The sequence below is a fragment of the Polaribacter sp. YIW18 genome, assembly GCF_057219325.1.
Genome location: NZ_JBXVVE010000007.1, coordinates 33,040 through 53,617, shown reverse-complemented (window position 1 = coordinate 53,617; position 20,578 = coordinate 33,040). Strand labels below are relative to the sequence as shown.

22 protein-coding genes are annotated in these 20,578 nt (G+C 28.5%); 5 read left to right on the top strand and 17 right to left on the bottom strand.

Annotated features, from left to right (window positions below):
• From AC2D6T_RS08660 to AC2D6T_RS08640, 5 genes are all read left to right on the top strand, one after another.
• Complete coding sequence (locus AC2D6T_RS08660; RefSeq protein ID WP_484681221.1) at nt 1–771, top strand: hypothetical protein; 771 nt, start codon at nt 1–3, stop codon at nt 769–771.
• 56 nt (nt 772–827) lie between these two features.
• Nucleotides 828–2,585, top strand: a complete 1,758-nt coding sequence (locus tag AC2D6T_RS08655) for a DNA methyltransferase (RefSeq protein WP_484681220.1) — start codon at nt 828–830, stop codon at nt 2,583–2,585.
• A gap of 15 nt (nt 2,586–2,600) precedes the next feature.
• The gene (locus AC2D6T_RS08650; protein ID WP_484681219.1) at nt 2,601–2,966 is read left to right on the top strand and encodes a hypothetical protein; all 366 of its coding nucleotides are present in this window, start codon (nt 2,601–2,603) and stop codon (nt 2,964–2,966) included.
• A 90-nt stretch (nt 2,967–3,056) separates the two neighbouring features.
• Nucleotides 3,057–3,542 carry a hypothetical protein gene (locus tag AC2D6T_RS08645; protein ID WP_484681218.1) on the top strand — a complete coding sequence of 162 codons (486 nt, stop codon included), beginning with the start codon at nt 3,057–3,059 and terminating at the stop codon, nt 3,540–3,542.
• A gap of 126 nt (nt 3,543–3,668) precedes the next feature.
• A complete protein-coding gene (locus AC2D6T_RS08640; RefSeq protein ID WP_484681217.1) occupies nt 3,669–4,577 on the top strand; it encodes a tyrosine-type recombinase/integrase in 909 nt (302 codons plus the stop codon).
• A 103-nt stretch (nt 4,578–4,680) separates the two neighbouring features.
• Here AC2D6T_RS08640 and AC2D6T_RS08635 read toward each other — a convergent pair whose 3' ends face one another.
• The 17 genes from AC2D6T_RS08635 to kdsA all read right to left on the bottom strand — a co-directional run bounded on the left by AC2D6T_RS08635 (nt 4,681) and on the right by kdsA (nt 20,575).
• Nucleotides 4,681–5,346 (bottom strand): sugar transferase, encoded by a 666-nt coding sequence (locus AC2D6T_RS08635; RefSeq protein ID WP_484681216.1) that lies wholly within the window; start codon nt 5,344–5,346, stop codon nt 4,681–4,683.
• 3 nt (nt 5,347–5,349) lie between these two features.
• Nucleotides 5,350–6,528, bottom strand: coding sequence for a polysaccharide biosynthesis protein (locus tag AC2D6T_RS08630; RefSeq protein WP_484681215.1), 1,179 nt, complete (start codon nt 6,526–6,528; stop codon nt 5,350–5,352).
• A gap of 72 nt (nt 6,529–6,600) precedes the next feature.
• Entirely contained in the window at nt 6,601–7,650 is a 1,050-nt protein-coding gene (rfbB, locus tag AC2D6T_RS08625) for a dTDP-glucose 4,6-dehydratase (RefSeq protein WP_484681214.1), read from the bottom strand.
• 9 nt (nt 7,651–7,659) lie between these two features.
• On the bottom strand, nt 7,660–8,532 hold the full coding sequence (rfbD, locus tag AC2D6T_RS08620) for a dTDP-4-dehydrorhamnose reductase (RefSeq protein WP_484681213.1): 873 nt from the start codon (nt 8,530–8,532) through the stop codon (nt 7,660–7,662).
• Between the two features lie 4 nt (nt 8,533–8,536).
• Complete coding sequence (gene rfbC / locus AC2D6T_RS08615; protein WP_484681212.1) at nt 8,537–9,091, bottom strand: dTDP-4-dehydrorhamnose 3,5-epimerase; 555 nt, start codon at nt 9,089–9,091, stop codon at nt 8,537–8,539.
• A gap of 4 nt (nt 9,092–9,095) precedes the next feature.
• Entirely contained in the window at nt 9,096–9,965 is an 870-nt protein-coding gene (rfbA, locus tag AC2D6T_RS08610; RefSeq protein ID WP_484681211.1) for a glucose-1-phosphate thymidylyltransferase RfbA, read from the bottom strand.
• A gap of 9 nt (nt 9,966–9,974) precedes the next feature.
• On the bottom strand, nt 9,975–11,000 hold the full coding sequence (locus AC2D6T_RS08605) for a WaaS/CpsH family glycosyltransferase (RefSeq protein WP_484681210.1): 1,026 nt from the start codon (nt 10,998–11,000) through the stop codon (nt 9,975–9,977).
• Between the two features lies 1 nt (nt 11,001).
• Complete coding sequence (locus AC2D6T_RS08600; protein WP_484681209.1) at nt 11,002–12,132, bottom strand: NAD-dependent epimerase/dehydratase family protein; 1,131 nt, start codon at nt 12,130–12,132, stop codon at nt 11,002–11,004.
• 2 nt (nt 12,133–12,134) lie between these two features.
• The gene (locus tag AC2D6T_RS08595) at nt 12,135–12,743 is read right to left on the bottom strand and encodes a DapH/DapD/GlmU-related protein (protein ID WP_484681208.1); all 609 of its coding nucleotides are present in this window, start codon (nt 12,741–12,743) and stop codon (nt 12,135–12,137) included.
• Nucleotides 12,740–13,984 carry a hypothetical protein gene (locus AC2D6T_RS08590; RefSeq protein WP_484681207.1) on the bottom strand — a complete coding sequence of 415 codons (1,245 nt, stop codon included), beginning with the start codon at nt 13,982–13,984 and terminating at the stop codon, nt 12,740–12,742. Before AC2D6T_RS08590 ends, AC2D6T_RS08595 begins: the two co-directional genes overlap by 4 nt.
• On the bottom strand, nt 13,981–14,694 hold the full coding sequence (locus tag AC2D6T_RS08585; protein WP_484681206.1) for a glycosyltransferase: 714 nt from the start codon (nt 14,692–14,694) through the stop codon (nt 13,981–13,983). The genes AC2D6T_RS08590 and AC2D6T_RS08585 overlap by 4 nt, the downstream gene beginning before the upstream one ends.
• Entirely contained in the window at nt 14,691–15,815 is a 1,125-nt protein-coding gene (locus AC2D6T_RS08580) for a hypothetical protein (RefSeq protein WP_484681205.1), read from the bottom strand. The genes AC2D6T_RS08585 and AC2D6T_RS08580 overlap by 4 nt, the downstream gene beginning before the upstream one ends.
• A complete protein-coding gene (locus tag AC2D6T_RS08575) occupies nt 15,802–16,707 on the bottom strand; it encodes a WaaS/CpsH family glycosyltransferase (protein WP_484681204.1) in 906 nt (301 codons plus the stop codon). Before AC2D6T_RS08575 ends, AC2D6T_RS08580 begins: the two co-directional genes overlap by 14 nt.
• Nucleotides 16,704–17,438: a protein kinase family protein gene (locus AC2D6T_RS08570; protein WP_484681203.1), complete on the bottom strand. Its 735-nt coding sequence runs from the start codon at nt 17,436–17,438 to the stop codon at nt 16,704–16,706. The genes AC2D6T_RS08575 and AC2D6T_RS08570 overlap by 4 nt, the downstream gene beginning before the upstream one ends.
• Complete coding sequence (locus AC2D6T_RS08565; RefSeq protein WP_484681202.1) at nt 17,398–18,507, bottom strand: hypothetical protein; 1,110 nt, start codon at nt 18,505–18,507, stop codon at nt 17,398–17,400. Before AC2D6T_RS08565 ends, AC2D6T_RS08570 begins: the two co-directional genes overlap by 41 nt.
• Nucleotides 18,492–19,745 (bottom strand): oligosaccharide flippase family protein, encoded by a 1,254-nt coding sequence (locus AC2D6T_RS08560; RefSeq protein ID WP_484681201.1) that lies wholly within the window; start codon nt 19,743–19,745, stop codon nt 18,492–18,494. The genes AC2D6T_RS08565 and AC2D6T_RS08560 overlap by 16 nt, the downstream gene beginning before the upstream one ends.
• A complete protein-coding gene (kdsA, locus tag AC2D6T_RS08555) occupies nt 19,742–20,575 on the bottom strand; it encodes a 3-deoxy-8-phosphooctulonate synthase (protein WP_484681200.1) in 834 nt (277 codons plus the stop codon). Before kdsA ends, AC2D6T_RS08560 begins: the two co-directional genes overlap by 4 nt.
• Between the last annotated feature and the right edge of the window lie 3 nt (nt 20,576–20,578).

The following is a 20,578-nucleotide window of genomic DNA, read 5'->3' as shown; positions in this document are numbered from 1 at the left end:
ATGGAATTGAATTACATACCGATCAAGGAAATATTATCTAATCCTGCGAAGTTTAGCAGAAGATTAGATAATGATATTTATTTAGAGCGATTGAAACAAGTTAAATTAGGTCCACTAATGGACATAAAGTCTCTTGAGATGGATACTATCTTGGACTCAGGTGATGCTACTACTATTCGTTCTAAGTTTGAATCTACAACAAATTGGGGGGTGTTGAACTCTATCAAATTAGAGATTGAAATGGAGATTTCTAATCTAATATCGAGCTACGAAAATTTCATGACTACTCCTTCAAAACTAAATCCCCGTGAGATTGGTATAATGATAAATTATTTTAAACTGAGACTTCGTAGACTAAATTTAGTATGTAAACCTGATTACGGAACTACTACAGGTAAAAAGAAGCAGTTTCTGAAAAAGGAAAATCGAGAAGTGGAATATGAATATGATATGACTAAAATTTACTGGTTTGATGATTCCGGGAAACGAATAAGAAAAATTAATAAGAATTTCGGTAGACGTGATGTAATTGAATTTGAAAAGCAGTTTGGTGACTATCTTTTAAATAATATCAAAGGACTTGAAATTTTAGATTTCTACACCATGAAGAAATTAATAAACGAACTTAAATCAAATTACATTCCTGATTTATGTGTTAAACATGATGAAGTGATATGGTTTGTAGAATTTAAACACAAGAAAGGTGAATTAATTGGAACCTCCATTATTTTTGAATTATGGAACCTCTATAAAGAGACCTATCAATTATAGTTGTTTTTTTATTAAAAAAAGGTCAACCAAATTTATGAAAGTAAAATCTATAATATATGAAAACTGAACAAAAAAGAATTAGTCTTGAGTCGATAGTTAGAAATGATTATCATGAAAAAATGTATACACCAGCAGCTGACGGATACTTAAATAAATCACTTGAAAGATCTGGAGGAAAACCAATTAATAATTTGGTAGTGATCAGGGCTAAAATTCACAAAGGAAAATACGAGCTTGTCTCGGGCGGTACACGATATGATTTCATGGTGAAAAATGGTGTTAAAGATTGTGAAGTGACGCTAATTTATTTGGAAGCTAATGATTCTGTGGAGGATTTGGTGGTCGATTTAAATAAACAAAGAATAAAAACAGGTTATGAACTCTATAATGAATTTAAACACTTTTCAAAAAAGTACCCCCCTATAAAAGGAGGAAGTTTAAATAGAAATGTGGAGATTGGTTTGGAAATGAATTTTTCTCCAGAAAAGGTGAAAAAATTAGTGATGTTGTACAATCAATTCGACAATACTGAATTTGAATTTCTAATCCCATGGGTGTTACAAAATAAAATTTCTCTTGAGACTGCACACCAATATCGAAAGCTGCTAAAAACTTCAACAAACAACTACGATGTTGATACAATTAAAAAATTAATTGAGAACCATTGTGACTATGGCAGGTTATCAAAATTAGATAAGGTCATTGATCTTAGTAATGATTCCGAGTTCGGGGTTTTTAATTCATTTCTTCAAAAAAATATGAGTGAAGATGAGTACAAAAATATTGTTAGTTCCCACAAAAAAACTAAAGGAAATGTTGATAAATTTATGAATGATAGAATTATGGTTCCTGATGTAGATGATCAATTTGTCTCAGAGAATTCTATTCTCTTGAAAGGGAATTCAGGTAATATTAACCTATCTCCAATAGATCATTTGAAAGGTAAAATAAAGTGTATAATTGGTTCTTGTGAGTATGGTTATGATACAAAACGACCTGGTAGAGAATGGGAGGCAGAACATGAAGAATTGAAGAATATGTCATCCCAAGAGTTTGCTGCTCATGTAGCTAGCATCTATTACAGATACAAAGAATATTTGTCAGAGGATGGGTCGATTTATGTTATCATTAATGACTACAAAAAGGATAAAGTATACTCGCTCTTCGTTGAATATTTTGTTATTGAAATGGAAAAATTAGGGTTTAAAATTATCAGTAAAAAAATGTGGATAAAAACCAACCCATTACCTCATGGTGAAAATGTTAAGGATACTACTGAAGCGTTTGAATATATTTATAGATTCTCCTGTAATCCAAAAATAACATTTACCAATAGTCTTAAAATGTATGACGGGGAAAAGATCAGTTATAAGTTAGTGAGTGGTTGCACAAATCACTCAAACAAAGAAACAGGTGTTATAGGTGAGAAATATATACAGTCGTCACTTTCAAATATCAGAAACACACTTTCTAACACGTATTGCGAAGATATTATAAGAGGTAACGTTGGAAATCCAGGAGACTACTTTAGACAACTCGAAAATAAAGAAGATAGACACTCATCTACCTCCCCTGTTTACCTGACAGGTGTTTTAACCTTGGAGGGATCTCAAAAAGGTGATTACATAATGGATATTTGGAATGGCGTCGGAAATACCATGATGAGCTCACTTTTATTGGGCAGAAAACATATAGGAATCGAAATTGAGGAAAAGTTTTTCCACCAATCAATTAAAAAGGCCATTATGGTTGAAAAATTCAATAAAAATAAAGAGACAGAAGAACTTAAAATCAATCAAGCTACAGCAGCTTAAAATAATAATAATAATATGAAAGATCCAACTAATACATTGTTAATTAATTCAGGGATTAAAATTAAATATCATTTTGAATTTCTAGCAGAAAGCTCAAATGACTTTATTGAATTCTACAATACTATTCTGAAACATAGTGCTCCACCACTTTTTATCTGGAAATTTGCATTTTTTAGAAACTGTTTTTTTCCGGAAGTCGAATGTGAATTAACAGTCAGTCTAAGTTTTGAGCAAGTGATAAATATCATGAAAAAACAAGAAGACTCACATTTAATGATCAGGACTCTAAAATTAATCAATCAGGAGAGATTAACAGAAGATTCTAAAGTCAAATTTACAACTCAAAATTTGATCGACCGAGGAGACGATTTAGGAAATTAGAAATGAAAAAAATAATGATCTGACAGCTCCAGGTAAAGTATTGATAAATGATATTATAAATAGACATTAATAATCCAAATATTATATTTTATGAAAATAGCAAATTTGAAACATATTAAAAGTGAAATAATTAGTGGTTTTAACAGAGGTGTTGAAGATGAAATTTTAGGAATTAATTCCTTGACCTGTTTTTATTTCAACCTAATCAATCCAATTAACCTCAATGAAATAGAAATCAATACCTGCAAGGTTGACCGAAGAAAAATAAAATTTGGGAACTGCTACGGCAACTCATCTAATCGATTAAATGAAAATCACCTTTATGTTGAAGGAGTAGCTACAAACAAAAAAACACTACATCAAGTATATCACGCTTGGAACATAAATAACAACCATACTCATATTGACTATACTTTTGCTGAAATTTCAGATGAATTCACTTACCAAGGGTTAATTATACCCAGTAAAATTGTACGAGAAGTTGGATACAGAAAACATGGAGTTTGGGGACCTGTTATTCCATTTTTAAACAATGAGGAATTAAAGGTGGTGCTTTCCAACAACAATAATCAATAAAACCAACATTTAGTATTGATGTTTACTACCGGTGGTAGCAAAATTTATACAAATAGAATTGTAATGAATTCAAATAGTGTCTTATTTCAAATCGATTATTTCATACGAAATTCACCCTATAAAAAAGTGAAAGGATCAGGCAATATTGGTCTCTCCGATAATTCGGTTAGAAGTTATAAATCACTGAGGAGAATTTGGGATGAGTTCGAAAATCATATTGGGGGAACGGTTCATTTAACTGAGTTAAATAAAGACATTCTGCAACAGTTTATCCATTGGATGATACACCTCCAAAAATACTCAATCAATTATCAAGGTCAATTATTGAAACTACTAAAATCAATTTGTAAAGAGGCAGAAAGGGGTGGCGAACAAATACATAATTATTGTAACCATATAGAAAGTTATCGTCAAAGAAAAATTGACAGGATTATTGTAACGCTCAATCAAAATGAAATAAACAAACTAAAAGAATTAGTTGACCTTCCATTTGAATTGGAAAATATTAGAAAATGGTTTTTATTGGGCTTGAATATTGGACAGAGAATCTCAGATGTACTAAAAATAACCCCTCAAAATTTAAGACAAGCACCTAGTGGAGGAATGTATTTAGATCTTATTCAAATCAAAACAAAAAAGTCAATCACTGTTGGTATTATTGATCCTACAGTTCTGGAATTTCTAAGAAGAGATTTTCCTCAAAAAACCAATGCATCTGTTTTTAATAAAAAAATTAAGGAATTGTGTCGATTGGCTGGTATTGATCAAGTCATCAAAGGAAATAAGATGAGTTCAGTAACAAAAAGGGTAGCATTTGGGATGTATCCAAAATATGAATTGATCACATCACACACGATGAGAAGGTCTTTTGCAACAAATTATTTTGGAAAGATAGAAACCCCTATTTTAATGGAAATCACAGGGCACTCAAGAGAAAGTACTTTTTTAAGTTATATTGGGGAGAACCCAAATAAAGACGCTGTTGCAGATGTGTTTATGGAACGGTTGAGGAGATTGGGAAATGAGAGTGGGTAGGTGTTCTAAACCCGTAAAAAAACTGTAATTTTTAAAATTCATGCTTTTGGATTTTTCACCTGCTTTCTTTGCGGATTTTGGATCGAATGGCATAATTTATTAATTAAAAATTTCTTTTTGGTAAATCTTTAAACCACTTCTCATAAAGCTTTGAAGTGGGAACTAAAATCACCCAAGCAGTCATAAAAATTAATTGTAAATCTAAGAAAAAAGAATTATTTGATTGATACCACATTTCTAATTCACCCTTGTAAGGCGCTATTACTCGTTTATAAAACTCATGTGGATCTTCATCTGTAACAGCGGAAATAATAGACTCCTCATCTCTAAAAATAATTGAACCTATTCCTGTAAGTCCAGGTTTTACATTATATATTTTAGATTGCACCTCTTCTGTATATGCAGAAAATGTTTTGGTTACCAGAGGTCTTGGGCCTACCAAACTAATATCTCCTTTTAAAATATTAATAATTTGTGGTAATTCATTGATCTTTGTTTTTCTTAAAAAGGATCCAATTTTTGTAACCCTTGGATCATTTTGAAGCGTAATACTACCAGTACCAATATTCATAGAATTTTTTAGCATAGTAGCAAACTTCCATATTTGGAATCTTGAATTATGAATTCCATAACGTTCTTGAAAATAAAAAACCTCTCCTTCAGCTGAAAATCTTAGAATTATAATAATAGGTATAAAAACTGGTAATAAAATAATTAATGAAATTAAGCTAACTATAATATCTAGTCCGCGTTTTAAAAAGTTGTACATAAGTTACATTTTTTGATCTAAATGTTTGCCGGTTTCAATATGCTGGAAATCTGAAACATACTTTTTTATTATTCTTACAATATCTGACTTTTGAGAATTTGCATCACTAAATACAGTCTCAAAATCACTTTCTACGTCTTCAAAAGATATTTTAACATCTGAAGTATTTATAAAACCTAAAGAATCATATTTTTTAATTTCATAATCTTCTTCTTCTGTATAGAATTCTTCGTATTTTTTTTCTCCTGATGTATCTGTCTTAAAGAAATATATAGGATATTTATTAGGATTCTTTTCAAAATCAAATTCTTTCGCTTCTTTTTCTGATTTGATCAATTCAGGTTCAAATCCATTTTCTTTTAGAAAATCTAAGGCAATTTCTTTAAAATAGATCTGATCCTTATGAAAATCTAATTTTGGGAAGAAAATATTTCCTGAGTCACCTAAAAATGTAGCCAACAAACATATTTGACCCGATTGTTCTGGTGACACAAAAAAACGTTTGATATCCTCCGGACAAGACAGCGGCTGTTTTTTATTTAATCTATAAATAAAACCATCCAATAAACTTCCATTTGAAAAAGCGACATTCGCAAATCGAGCAGTTGACACTCTAAATTTATTTTTCTTAGATAAGATCAATTTTTCCATTAAACTTTTAGAAGCTCCCATAATATTTACTGGATTTGCTGCTTTATCAGTAGAAACACTGAAGAAATATTTTGGTGGATTTACTTCACAGAGGTTTAGAAGTTTGATAGCCCCAAAAACATTATTTTTTATCAAGGCCTCTACAGAAATTTTGTCTTTTTCGGATCGCACGTGCTTATGAGCAGAAAAGTTTGCAACTACTTGCCAAGATTCTGAATTAAAAACTTTATCAAATGTGTTACTCAATAAATTAACTGGATACGTTATATATTCAGGTTTATAATCCAATAAATTAGAGCTTCTCAAGTCTCGAGTTAATTCTGTTAACCCATTTTCATTAATATCTACGACAGTAATTTTTGAAGGTTTAAATTTTAAAACCTGTTTAATGTAACTAGAGCCTATTGTTCCTGCACCCCCGATAACTAAAATATTTTGATCACAAATTTTGTTTGATAAAATATTTTTGTTTTTTAAAATATCCTCATTAAAACTTATCTTTTTATAAAACGCTTTTTTAAATTGATTCATTTTGTATTTTTAAAGTCTATCTTTTATTAAAAGAAATTTAGTCTATTTTTATTTAATTATTTTAATAAAGCTTTATTTGTACATTGCTTCATAATATTTTTGATACTCTCCTGAAGTTACATTTAGTAACCAATCTCCATTATCTAAGTACCATTTTACAGTTTTAACTATGCCTTCTTCAAATTGTAAAGACGGCTCCCAACCTAACTCTTCTTTCAATTTTGTAGAATCTATTGCATACCTTAAATCATGTCCTGCTCTATCCGTAACATAGGTCATTAGTTTTTCTGAAGTACCTTCTTCTCTTCCGAGCAATCGATCAACTGTTTTAATCATCACTTTTATCAAATCAATATTTTTCCATTCATTAAATCCGCCAATATTATAGGTATCTCCTAATTTTCCGTTGTGAAAAATAACATCAATAGCTCTGGCGTGATCATCAACAAATAGCCAATCCCTCACATTTTCTCCTTTACCATATATAGGTAATGGTTTATTATTTACGATATTATTAATAAATAATGGAATTAATTTCTCAGGAAACTGGTATGAACCGTAATTATTAGAACAATTAGATATCACTGTAGGCAATCCATAGGTGTCATGAAAAGCTCTTACAAAATGATCTGATGATGCTTTGGATGCCGAATAGGGAGAATGTGGGTCATAGGCGGTTTCTTCTGTAAAAAAGCCTTTTTCACCGAGTGAACCATAGACTTCATCCGTAGAAACATGGTAAAATAACTTATTCTCAAAATTGGCATTCCAAAATTCTTTTGCCGCTTGCAGCAGACTCAAGGTTCCCATAACATTGGTTTGTGCAAATGAAAATGGATCTTCAATAGAACGATCTACATGCGATTCTGCTGCTAAGTGAATTACTGAGTCTATATTATAATCTTGAAAAACCTCTGTTACTTTCTTTAGATCACATATATCACATTTCACAAAAATATAATTGTCTTTATCTTCTATATCTTTTAGATTTGCTAGATTACCCGCATAGGTTAAACAATCCATATTAATAATTTCATAATTTGGATATTTATTCACCAATAATCTCACTAGATGAGAACCTATAAATCCAGCGCCACCCGTAATTAATATATTTTTTTTCATAATTTTTGTTTAATTTTTGTTTAATTTCAAAATACATTTCGCTAAGGAATCTCTCCAATATGGAATATCAATTTCAAAATCATTTTTAATTTTTGATTTATTTAACACCGAAAAATGAGGCCTTTTTGCAGGTGTTGGATAATCTTTTGTCTCAATTGGTTTAACATTACAATTTACTTTACCCAAAGTCATAATGGCTATTGAAAAATCATACCAAGAAGCAACTCCTTCATTCGAAAAATGATACAGATTTCCTTTAGAATTTATATTAGCTTCTTTACTATAAGAAAGAATATCTAAACATGTCTTTGCCAAATCAGATGCATTGGTTGGTGAACCCACTTGGTCAAAAATCACTCCTAATTCGTCCCTTTCATTCCCTAATCTTAACATTGTTTTTACAAAATTATTCCCATATGCTGAATACAACCAAGAAGTTCGAATCACAATCGCATCAATGTCGGAATTGATCACTTCCAATTCTCCACTTCTTTTTGTATTACCATATACACCGATTGGGTTTACTTCATCTAACTCTTGGTATGGAATAAAATTATTTCCATCAAACACGTAATCTGTAGAAATATGAATTAATTTACCATCTACTTTTTCTAATGCATTTACAAGGTTTAAAACACCTGTCGCATTTACTTTTTTAGCAATATCTGAATCCTGCTCTGCTTTATCTACAGCAGTATATGCCGCACAGTTTATAACCGTATTTATATTATTTTCTTTAATGAAAATATTTAATTGACTGCTGTTGCAAATATCTAACTCAGGCAAATCCATGAAAAAGAAACTAAATTTCGTGTAGTTTACAGCTAAATCCTTTATTTCAGTACCCAACTGACCATTTGAGCCTGTTACTAATATATTCATGTTTTTAAAATTTAAAAGGTGAATCAAAATCTTTGAAAAATGATAAATTTTCATCTTTTACTGATAACTGAACATCTTCTTCAGGTAACCCCCAGTCTATATTCAACTCTTTATCATCATATCTGATTCCAGCATCAAATGCTGGGGCATAAGTATTATCTACTTTATAAGCAAAAACAGCACTTTCACTCAATACAGAAAAGCCATGTGCAAAACCTCTAGGAACAAATAATTGTCTTTTATTTTCTCCAGATAATTCTATTGACACATGCTTTCCATACGTTGGAGATCCTCTTCTAATATCCACTGCAACATCTATTACCGTACCCTCAATACATCTTACCAGTTTAGCTTGTTCAAAAGGGGGCTTTTGAAAATGTAACCCCCTTAAGACTCCTTTAGAAGATTTTGATTCATTGTCTTGTACAAAATTTATTGCATATATATTTTCTTTAAATTTCTCTAAATTAAAAGACTCTAAAAAATACCCTCTTTCATCTCCAAAAACTGAGGGCTCTATGATATATACATCTGGTATTGCAGTTTTAATAAATTTCATTATTTTATTTAGTTAATTTTAATAAATATTGGCCATAGCCATTTTTCTTTAAGGGTTGTGCTAATTTATTTAACTGTGCTTTGTCTATATATTTCATATTATAGGCAATTTCTTCCAGACAAGCCACCTTTAATCCTTGTCTCTTTTCAATGGTTTCGATAAACTGACCTGCCTCCATTAAAGAATCGTGTGTGCCAGTATCTAACCAAGCGAAACCTCTACCCAATAATTGTACTTTTAGGTCATTTCTCTTTAAATACTCTTGATTTACTGTTGTTATTTCTAATTCACCTCTATGAGAGGGTTTAATTGTTTTGGCAATTTGAACAACATCATTAGTGTAGAAATATAAGCCAACTACTGCATAATTAGATTTTGGATTTTGTGGCTTCTCTTCTATTGAAGTAACTATCCCATTATTATCAAACGATGCTACTCCATATCTTTCTGGATCATTTACATAATAACCAAATACAGTAGATTTACCTTCTTCTACATTTTTTCTTGCATTTTGTAAAGTTTCAGAAAATCCATACCCATAAAAAATATTATCTCCCAAAACCAAGCATACATCTTCATTTGCAATAAAGTCTTCTCCAATAATAAATGCCTGGGCCAAACCATCAGGACTTGGTTGTTCTTTATAACTTAATTGTATCCCTAAATCCTCGCCTGAACCTAACAACTTCTCAAAATTTGGTAAATCTTCTGGAGTAGAAATAATCAAGATCTCTTTAATACCCGCTAACATGAGTACCGATAATGGGTAATAAATCATTGGTTTATCATAAACCGGTAATAATTGCTTTGAAACACCTTTAGTAATTGGGTAAAGCCTTGTTCCTGATCCTCCTGCTAATATAATTCCTTTCATAATTTATTTTTATTTATTTAACCAGTAATTTGAGTCATTCTGAATGAATACTGATTTAATCCAACCTGTAATTGACATCTCAAATAAAATATCATCGTTAATTGGATTAAAATTAAATTCAAAAAATGCTTTTTCTAATTCAATGTTTTCTCTATCAATGACAAAAATATTATTTGAATTATAAAATGAATATTTCTTTATTTCTTTATTTGTTGTTATTATTTTTTTTCCTGCTCCGAGAGCTTCGAAAGTCCTCATCGTCAACCCTCTTTGATTAGGGTGATTTATGTCCAATATTATCGATGAATCTTCATAATATTTTATAATTTCGTCAATACTTAAAGATTTAAAATTTAGTTTCTTATAATCAAAATCTTTAAATGAGGAATCAAATTTTGATTTAAAAAAATAAACTAATTTACTTTGCATGTAATAATATGTAAAAGTAGAAAAATTATGTTTTTTACACCAATTTACAACATCATTACTGATTCTATATCTATCGGAATGTGCCGTTCCTAAAAACAACATTTTATATTTAGATTTTTTAATGTTTTTCATTATTTTATATTTATCAATATAAAATAATGGCCTAAATTCTAATTTAAACCTCTCCGCATCCAAAGGATCAAATGTTAGTTTTTTATCAAAAAAATGCAATATAGATAATGCATTAGTATTGTTTTCAAATGAATCCCAGGTATAATATATAAAAGAACAATTTTTTTGTAATAGTTTTAGTTTTGCTAAAAAAAAGAAAGGAATTGCTTCTCCTTTGACTAAAAAAAAGAAATCATATTTTTTACCTTCAATCTTTTTTAAAATACTATTGTAATAGGTATCTATCTTTTTTTTAATAAAAGAACGTTTTAATCTTATAATACCTTTTGTTAATACAGAGTTAGACGGGCGTTCATCAAAATAGTCAACTTGAGCCCCAAGTTCTCTTAATTTATTTGCTATTTCTAATTCGTAATTAAAAGTTTTTATAGAAATATAAAGTATTTTTTTATTTTTAAAGCTATCTAAATTCATTTTATTTCAGGAGCCCTTTTTTCTTCATTTGAACCAATGAAGCTTCTAAATTATCTTCTTCTATTACCTGACTTAAGACCCATTTTGTAAATTTCTGAATACCTTCTTTAAAAAATATTTTTGGTTTAAAACCTAAAAGATCTTCTATCTTAGACATCTCTGCATAATTATGTCTTATATCCCCGAGCCTAAACTTACCAGTTACTTTTACTGGAACATCTATGTTATATGCGTCAATTAATGTCTTAGCTACAGTTAACACATCTGTAGCCACTCCTGTACCGACGTTAAAGATCTCATTATTTGCTTCTTCTTTTTCAATTCCTAAAATAGTAGCATTAACTACATCGTCAATAAAAACAAAGTCTCTGGTTTCTTTACCATCTTCAAATATTTGAATACCGTTTCCATTTCTAATCTGGGTAGAGAAAATTGACAGAATACCAGTATATGGATTCGACAAAGATTGCCCAGGACCATATACATTTTGATATCTAAAAGCTACAGGTGCTATGCCGAGTGTTGGACAAACGGTCATAATCATTTGCTCTTGGTTTTGTTTTGTAATTCCGTAAACAGATGATGGATGAATTTTTGATTCTTCATCTGTACCAACCAACTTTAAGTTAGAAAAACCTTTGTAGGTTACATCAAAATTACCTGTCAACATATCTTCTTCATTTCTGTGATTTGGATAAACTACTCCATATTCTGGATGTAAATACTTGCCTTCGCCGTAAATTGATCTAGAGGAAGCAATTACTATTTTCTTTATTTTATGTTCTTCATTCGCTAAAATATCTAGCATAATAGCAGTTCCTTGAATATTAACTTCTGTATACTTCTCTATACAATACATAGACTGTCCAGTACCTGTTTCTGCTGCAAAGTGAACAACAATATCTTGCCCTGCTAAAGCTTTACTCCAATCTTCCCTGGAAGTCACTGTACCTTTTATGAATACAACTTTATCTATTATGCTTTTGTATAAAGGAGATGTTTTATCAGGTGTATCACCGTGAATCTGTCTTGACAAATTGTCTAAAACGGTGATCTTATGCCCTTTTGCTAATAATGCTAAAGATAAATTACTACCTATAAAACCTGCACCTCCTGTGATTAATATGTTCATATTTATTTTTTTATTCTTTCCCATTTTTTTGTTTCAAAATTGTACTTCTTAATTACTTTTGCAGGAGAACCTACAGCAATAGTATTAGCTGGAATATCTTTTGTTACTACCGAATTTGATCCAATAATTGCTCCTTTACCAATTGTAACACCTGGCAATACTGAAACAAACTCTCCTAACCAAACATTATCTTCTATGATAACTTCTGATATATTATAACTCCTGTCAATAGGATGTTGTTCTGGTGAGCTATCCATTTCTTCTCCTGTATAAAACCCATGCGAACAGTCTGATATATATAGCTTACTAGCCATTAAAACATTGTCACCAATAAAAACCTTATTCATAGCTGTTATATGAACGTGATCATTCAATTGAACATTCTTACCAAATATTAAAGTCTTTTTTGATTTCAAATTATAGTAAGCCTCAAATCTACATCCAACACCTGTTGTTAATCCATAACCAAAATCTATATATCTTTTACCTCTAAGAATAAATGGAAGTCTAATTAACCTAGAATTGGGAAAAAATAAAATTGTATTTATTTTAAAATAAATAAGTTTAAATAATCCGTTAAATCCATAAAATTTAAATTTATTTATCTTCATTTTTGATTTAGTATATTATTTATTGCATTTTCATAAGCTAGTTTAGCTTTTAAAAGATTAGTAGCTCCATTAAATAACTTATAATCTTTTGTGATTTTATCAATAAAATCAGTTTTATTTGAGATTAAATTCTGGTATAAAGAACTAAGTTCTGACAAATTTGAGAAATTATTATAATCATTTTTAAAGATGGAATCCAAATATTCATCGTTAAGATGAAAATAAGGAAATTTCTTTACCATTAAATCTAAAAATACTGCTGATGAGTGCACTAACGCAAAATAGTTATTAAATACATCAAGCTCATCATAAACAAATCCCCTAAATTCTTTGTTAGTTAACTTAATATAGAAATCTAATGGACTCATTGGATGTGGTTTAATCGTGTAACTAAAACTAAACTTTTCAGCAAACTTATTAGCCAATTTAAGAATTTTTTTATTTGATTGAATATGGGATTCACCATTTAAAAAAACAATAAAAGAATTCACTTTTTTGCTATTTAATATTTTAATATTATCAGTAAAAGGCTTCAAAGCTCCAGTGACAATAATTCTATTAGAGTTAATTCCAGCCTTTAAAAATTCTTGCCTAGTTTTAATTCCCCAAACGAATATATATGTACTTACAAAATTTAGATATGCCTCTGAATCAGTTCCCTCAAAACCTTTATTATTTAATCTATATTGACCATGCTGCAATGTAGCAGTAGTCTGACCTTGTTGATTAAAATATTGAGCAGTAAGGTTTTCCTCCAAGTAGCTATCACAAAATGAAACATATAAAGTTGAAGATGATTCCAATTTAACGAGTTTATGTTTCAATTTTAAAAAATAATTTTCTAATAATGCTACTTTTATTTTATCGATAGTGCTTATTTCTAGTGTTTTATTTTTAATATACTTTTGAAAAAAGCTAAATAAATTGAGTGGAAAAAGTAAAGGTTTAAATAATCTACTGAATACTATCAAATTTGGTTCTTTTAAACACTCCAAAAATGTCTTATGCATAAAATCGTAGTCTTTCCTTTTCTTAGAATTAAAATTCTTACTAACTAAAATATCAGAATTTTTATTTACATAGCTAAAGCTAGGGTCATATAATAGCCCTAAAATTAGCAATTTTATAAATTCAAAAAAACTATTTTGATAAAGTCTAGCGGCAATTACTTTACCATAATTTATACCATCATAATTCAAATTTTTGAATTTTTTCAACTTTTGGATATCGATAAAATTCATCGTTTTCTGTAGATTAAATTTAGTATTAAAATAAATCTTAATTTAAACTTGTTTATGAGAGAAAGTTTAGAAACTTCAAAACCACCGTCAGAGACATTTGATGAATGTCTTCTGTATTTAATCAAGGGAATGTTAGTCCATTTAACTTTATAAAAAAGCATACTATACATTCCAATCCATAAATCATGAGGTATTAACTTCTTGTTTTCAGGAAAAGGATACAATCCTTTTAAAATAGATTTGTTAAAAGCTAAGGTGCAACCCAAATACCCAACCCTTATTAAATTATTGAAAAAACCAAACTTTGTATTTCTGGTACTGAAATAAGAATCACTTAAAATATTTAAATCTTGATCTACTACTTCTGCATTAGAAATAACCATGTCGTATCCTTCAGAAATATACTTTCTACATATATCAACTTTATTGTCTATCCAAACGTCATCTTGATCACACAAAAAAATTAATTCATTAGAAGATTTTTCAATAGCATTAATAAAATTGTTGGTATAACCTTTGGATTTATTATTATTAAATATTTTTATTCTTCTATCATTAAATGATTTGATCAATTTTAAAGTTGAATCATTTGAATCATCATCTGAAATAATGATTTCATCCTTAGCCGATAGTTGTTTTAAAACCGAACTTATTTGATCTTTTATAAATTGCTGTCCATTATATGTTGCAATACAAACACTTACATTCATTTATTTTTTAAATTAATTACCATCAATACTAAAGGTATAAAAGCTGCATCTAGTAGAAATAAATTAGAAAACCAGGATAAGACAAATATTGTTGAAAATAAAGAACTTATCAATAATCTATTGTACCTCTTGGTAAAACTAAAAAACAACCAAAAAATACAATATTTAAAAAATATATATATGCACAAACCAATTAATCCCTTTTGCATGTATGGAAGATTAAATTCAGAAGAGACATTAAAATAATCACTAATCAAATTAGATTTATCTTTTTTCTCTATTCTCTTGTTTATAATATTTTGAAAAGATTGTGGAATAAAATTGTATACAATAAAATCACCCCAACTAGCTTCGATGCTTGAATTCATCAAAAAACTATTAGATAAATTATATATAGGACTTATTGAATAAATATAAACCCAAAGGAACTCATCAGGCAATCCACTTTTTTCAAAATTCTCATTGGCACCCGCTATCTCAGCAAACCATTTTTTAGAATCTTCATAATCTGAGTTAGCATTTGTTCCTCTAAAATTACCCAAATAGCCAAAAACAAAAATTAGTGATAGTAATATTGGTATATATTTTATCACACTCTTCATCCTCAATCTATACTTTGATATTAATAGAAATATAACAGTTAGTAAAATAATAACAATTAAACCTCGTCCTAAAAAAAATATAAGTAACGTGAATAATACCAAAGCATATTTAAACTGTTTTCTACTATCAAAAAAAATTTTGTTGTAAACAATGCATATTATCAAATAAACTGCAAGAGATAAAGATAAGGGATGCACAAAACTTAAATAATTGTATTCTTTATAATCTGTATCACCTCCCACAATTAACTCATACAGAGGGAGCTTTTGCATACTTAATATATTTAAGAAAAAAAGGAATAGCACTAAGTAAATTAACTCTGCTGGAATCCTAATTTTTCGTACGTTAAATTTGTATATTTTTTTAAAAATTAAGGAATTAAGTGTATTTAAAATAAATATTACTACGATAAAGAAATAACCATAACTATTTAAACCTCTATAGTTATCAGAGAAACTAAATAAATCTAAGACTATAAATAATAATAAGAAATAATTAGATGACTTAAAAGGATTCATTTTCAATAATTTGAATCAACCAATTTTTGATATGATATTTATTTATAATTTTTTTTGAAATCTTTTTTGATTTTAGATTTAAAAAAGACTTGAAATCTTGCTTCATATCGTTGATTATACAAATGTTATTTTCATCAAAAAAATCATAATCGGTTATTTGAGTATTATTTGTTATTAATTTAATTTGAAAAAACAAAGACTCAAGTGGTCTCAAAGATAGCCCAGATTGACCTTCCTTTGAGATATCCAAAATGCATTTCGATTTAGATATTAATTTCACAACCTCATTATATGTGATTTCCTTTTCTTTTAAATCTATAATAGTAGATTTATCATTAGAATTTGTTTTAGTTGCATAAAAATATACATTTAGGCCAAGATCTATTAATTCCCTATATAAATTCTCTATATCTGTTAATCTATTTTTAACATTACCCACAAATATAACATCAAATTCCTTAGTTTCACCTAAATTATCATAATACCAATAAAATTGAGGAATGAATTTTAACTTATATTTTTCACAATCCAATTTGTCAAATGAGTATATATTTGTGCAAGTTGAACGTATTAAATCCAAATATTTATCTCCTTCAACGGTGTTCCAATACCAAAAAACTATTTTTGAATTTGGTAATCTTTCTCTCAATAATTTCAAGTTACGTCTTGCAAATGAAGAGTCAAAAACAATTATGAGTGAATTAGGCTCGATATGTTTAAAATAAGACATACCCCAGAAATAATAAAAAGGAAGTTTTAATTTATGATGAACTGCTCTTAAATACCTTGGCAAGCCTTTTAATCTGACATTAATTAGGTTAACTTCACTAGGCAAGTGACTTAAACCTTCAATTATTAAATCTGTTCCTGTATGAATTATATATATTTTCAATATCTGTAATAGTTTATACCAATTTGCTTCTTAATATCATTCATAATCATTTTAAATTCTTTTACCTCTTGATCGCTAAAAGAAACATGTTTAGAAATTCTCAACACCTCTAGAAAAAGGGATCTCATATCATCCCAATAAAGTTTATTATTTTTGGTTAAATCCTCTAAAAGCCTCACCCCTTGAAAGTTAAACTCTACATCTTTAAATCCTTTGATTTTATTTGATATCGAATAGACATAATCGTTTAGAACTATTTTATTATCAACAATAACAAAATTGTCTAATTTTATATCTCTGTGTAATATTCCTTTATTATTAATCTTCTTTATTTTATCAAGTACGTCAGATAAAACAAAAGAAACTCCCTTTTCTTTAATTAATTCAATACTCAGTGTTTCGTATTTTATAAACTCAAAAAACAAATACTCGTATCTGCCCTTTTTATAGAGAAGTAACTTAGTGAAATCTAAATTTTTACTGAAGATCTCTCTGATTCTGATCTCATTGGCTAATAAAAAATATTTAGTATCGACTTTGATGAAAACCTTTGTATTATTCAAGTAACCTTTGAAATACATAAATCCATGGTGCCAACTAATAATTTTAAATGGTTTTAATTGAGATAGATTAAGATCAACAAGATCTCTTTTTATTTGTATTATTGCAGATATATATAAAAGCGAATTTCTAACTATTTTTGATAATTTTCTTTTTAAGTTTTGAAGCAAATGATAAAATTTTAAGGTACTGAATTTTTGTTTTTCTATCAAACGGAATTTTTTCATATTCAAAAAATTTAATAGTATAATTAAAATAAACACTCAAATCTTTTGGTGATAAAATTTTGTAATTATTTTCAATTATAAAGTTATTTAATGTTTTTATGTGTAAATCCTCTAAAATAATGTTATTTAAATTTCCATCTAACTGGTTGGCTAAATCATTTATTTTCAAGCAATAATCTTTGGATATAAATCTTTTATGAATTAGAGCATGATATAGTAAAGAATAAAAATGATTTTCTAAATTCAAAACGTAAATTCCTTTTTTAAAAACTCTTGTTTTTATCATGTTATGTTGCCACTTAAGATCATAATAATTATCACCATAACTCCTTAAATCAAAATCAATTCTCTTACCTTTAACATGAATATAATACTTGACTCTATGTTTATCTCTATTATCTTTTATAACTCCAGTTAGCCTAACAAAAGTTTCTATATCTTCTACAAGCAAATCAACATCTGGGTGTATGGAATTAACTACATTCTCGAGGTCATCATAATTTCTTAGATAAACATATTTTAAATTTAAACCATTAATAAAATTGAAAAAATCTTTTAGACAATCCCAGCAATTATAACTTGGAAATTCATGCACCTTATTATTTTTTATATTATTAAAAAACAACATTAACTGATGATTACTTTCAATTAAATTGTCAGTAGCATGGATTAAATGACCACCACCTGTGATAGTTCGTAATTTACTTTTTAAGTCAAAAATATTTGTATTAACAAAGAAATGACCAGAAGAGGTCTTTCTTAAATAATAACGAGGGGCTTCGTCCAATAACTCGATAACCAAAAAAGAGCCGAAACCACAATAGTCTTCTTTACTTGAGTTTTTAGGCAGTTTATTTCCGTACAAACGATATAAGTTTTTTCTAAAATTTTCTTTAGCCCATTTTATCTTTTTTTTTCTTTTGATTTTTAGAGAACTATTGTTAATTGTTGAAAGTAATTTGTCCTCAAATCGTAGGCCGTTATGCCAAATTATCATTAAGTGATTTTCCATTGTGAAATAATTTTTTTTGCAAAATATAGTCTATACAAAAACTGTATAAATTTGATTACACCGAACACCCCCATTAGAAAATAAAATTTAAATTCAATTGAATATAGGTCAATACTATAAATAACAATAGATGCCAAAACAGTTATAAATAAACCTAAATAGCTCGAATAGGTAAATATTTTATATTCGCCCAAAGCCACAAGAAATGGACTGCCAAGCATCATGTACATTGTAGAAAACGGGATTGAAAATAGCATTATAGCTAATCCAGTAGTGAAAACAGTCTCATTTTGGTCAAAAAATATTTCAGAAATAACCCCTTTAAATAAAAAGATTGTCAAAAATATTAATACGCTGAATATTACACTTAATAAAAACAGCTTCCTAAAAGTCCTGAAATTAAATTTTTTACTCATTGCCGGAAAAAGAGCCTCCTGCAATGGCAGCATTAATTTACTACCTACTGAAACTATTTTTTCTATAACATAAAAAAAAGTAACATATTTTAATGGAAATATAAAACTAGATAAAACTGTAAAAAAATTACCAACCCCCATAGAACTTAGTCTAGATAAAAAAAAAGGAATGTTTTTCTTAAAGTAAATAAAATCGATATGAAAATCATTTAATTTTAATTTTAACTCATTTCTTATTTTATAAAATAAATAAAAACTTAAACCTAGCGAAGTAAAAGATAAGCTGTACTGAAAAATTAAAATTTTTTCGTTATTCAATAAAAATAAACCAATTATTAAGAAATGTAGTAATTTAGAAAAAATTAATGCTATTGTATAAGACTTTAACTTTTGCTTTCCATGTAGAAGAAAAAAAGGATTAAAAACGCTGGCAAAAAGAGTAATAATATTTATAAGTAAGAAACTTGTTATATTTTCATAAGTACTATTATTAAAAATTAGTATTACATAGAAAGTAATGACGAATAAAAAAATAACGCTCTTTAGAGATACTGTTTTTATAAAAATCTCCCTTTCATCACCCCTGTTAGTTTTGGAAATATCTTTCGTCGATTTCAAATTAAAACCAAACTCAGTTATAATAATTAAGTAAGCTAGTAAAGATTGACTAATGGCTATTGTACTAAAAGAATTAGCACCCAATCGACGATTTAATATTATAGTTATTAAAAAAGGTAAAAGGTAATTTACAAATTGTTGTAAATAAAAAAAGAGTGCATTTTTAACAACTAAATTATCTAATTTTAAAATTAAATTTCTCAAAATTGATTTTTATTCATTTCATTAATAGTCCTTCTAATTTTCACTAAATTATTAAGCAAATTTTCTAAGTCATCTAGATGAAGCATGTTAGCCCCATCACTTTTTGCATTTTCTGGATCAAAATGGGTCTCTATAAATAACCCATCTACATTATTAACTATTCCTGCTCTAGCAATTGTCTCGATCATTTCAGGTCTTCCTCCAGTTACTCCAATAGTCTGGTTTGGTTGCTGAAGTGAATGAGTAACATCTAATATTGTTGGAGCAAACTCACGCATTTCAGGAATCCCTCTAAAATCGACAACCATGTCTTGGTAGCCAAACATTGTACCCCTATCCGTAATCCATGCTTTATTACTACCTGCATCTTTGACTTTTTGAACAGCATGCTTCATAGCTGCAGGACTCATAAACTGTCCTTTCTTCAGATTTACAACTTTTCCTGTTTTTGCTGCTGCTACAACTAAATCCGTCTGACGAACTAAAAAGGCAGGAATTTGCAAAACATCAACATACTCAGCAGCTTTTTCGGCGTCAGAAATTTCATGAATATCAGTTACTGTTGGTATTCCAAAAGTATCAGATACTTTTTTCAAAATTTTTAAGGCTTTTTCATCACCAATTCCTGTAAAACTGTCAATCCTACTTCTATTAGCCTTCTTAAAACTACCCTTAAATATATATGGTATTTTTAAAGCATCCGTGATTTTTACTACTTTCTCTGCTATCCTTAGAGCCATTTCTTCACTCTCAATGGCACAAGGGCCAGATAGCAAAAAGAAATTATTACTATCTGTATTTTTAATATTGGGTATGCTTTGTAAAATCATTTT

Excerpts from the sequence above, each read along its gene's own strand:
- AC2D6T_RS08660 (WP_484681221.1), top strand. The coding sequence starts at position 1 with ATGGAATTGAATTACATACCGATCAAGGAAATATTATCTAATCCTGCG.
- AC2D6T_RS08655 (WP_484681220.1), top strand. The coding sequence starts at position 828 with ATGAAAACTGAACAAAAAAGAATTAGTCTTGAGTCGATAGTTAGAAAT.
- AC2D6T_RS08650 (WP_484681219.1), top strand. The coding sequence starts at position 2,601 with ATGAAAGATCCAACTAATACATTGTTAATTAATTCAGGGATTAAAATT.
- AC2D6T_RS08645 (WP_484681218.1), top strand. The coding sequence starts at position 3,057 with ATGAAAATAGCAAATTTGAAACATATTAAAAGTGAAATAATTAGTGGT.
- AC2D6T_RS08635 (WP_484681216.1), bottom strand. The coding sequence starts at position 5,346 with ATGTACAACTTTTTAAAACGCGGACTAGATATTATAGTTAGCTTAATT.
- AC2D6T_RS08630 (WP_484681215.1), bottom strand. The coding sequence starts at position 6,528 with ATGAATCAATTTAAAAAAGCGTTTTATAAAAAGATAAGTTTTAATGAG.
- rfbB (WP_484681214.1), bottom strand. The coding sequence starts at position 7,650 with ATGAAAAAAAATATATTAATTACGGGTGGCGCTGGATTTATAGGTTCT.
- rfbD (WP_484681213.1), bottom strand. The coding sequence starts at position 8,532 with ATGAATATATTAGTAACAGGCTCAAATGGTCAGTTGGGTACTGAAATA.
- rfbC (WP_484681212.1), bottom strand. The coding sequence starts at position 9,091 with ATGAAATTTATTAAAACTGCAATACCAGATGTATATATCATAGAGCCC.
- rfbA (WP_484681211.1), bottom strand. The coding sequence starts at position 9,965 with ATGAAAGGAATTATATTAGCAGGAGGATCAGGAACAAGGCTTTACCCA.
- AC2D6T_RS08605 (WP_484681210.1), bottom strand. The coding sequence starts at position 11,000 with ATGAATTTAGATAGCTTTAAAAATAAAAAAATACTTTATATTTCTATA.
- AC2D6T_RS08600 (WP_484681209.1), bottom strand. The coding sequence starts at position 12,132 with ATGAACATATTAATCACAGGAGGTGCAGGTTTTATAGGTAGTAATTTA.
- AC2D6T_RS08595 (WP_484681208.1), bottom strand. The coding sequence starts at position 12,743 with ATGAAGATAAATAAATTTAAATTTTATGGATTTAACGGATTATTTAAA.
- AC2D6T_RS08590 (WP_484681207.1), bottom strand. The coding sequence starts at position 13,984 with ATGAATTTTATCGATATCCAAAAGTTGAAAAAATTCAAAAATTTGAAT.
- AC2D6T_RS08585 (WP_484681206.1), bottom strand. The coding sequence starts at position 14,694 with ATGAATGTAAGTGTTTGTATTGCAACATATAATGGACAGCAATTTATA.
- AC2D6T_RS08580 (WP_484681205.1), bottom strand. The coding sequence starts at position 15,815 with ATGAATCCTTTTAAGTCATCTAATTATTTCTTATTATTATTTATAGTC.
- AC2D6T_RS08565 (WP_484681202.1), bottom strand. The coding sequence starts at position 18,507 with ATGGAAAATCACTTAATGATAATTTGGCATAACGGCCTACGATTTGAG.
- kdsA (WP_484681200.1), bottom strand. The coding sequence starts at position 20,575 with ATGATTTTACAAAGCATACCCAATATTAAAAATACAGATAGTAATAAT.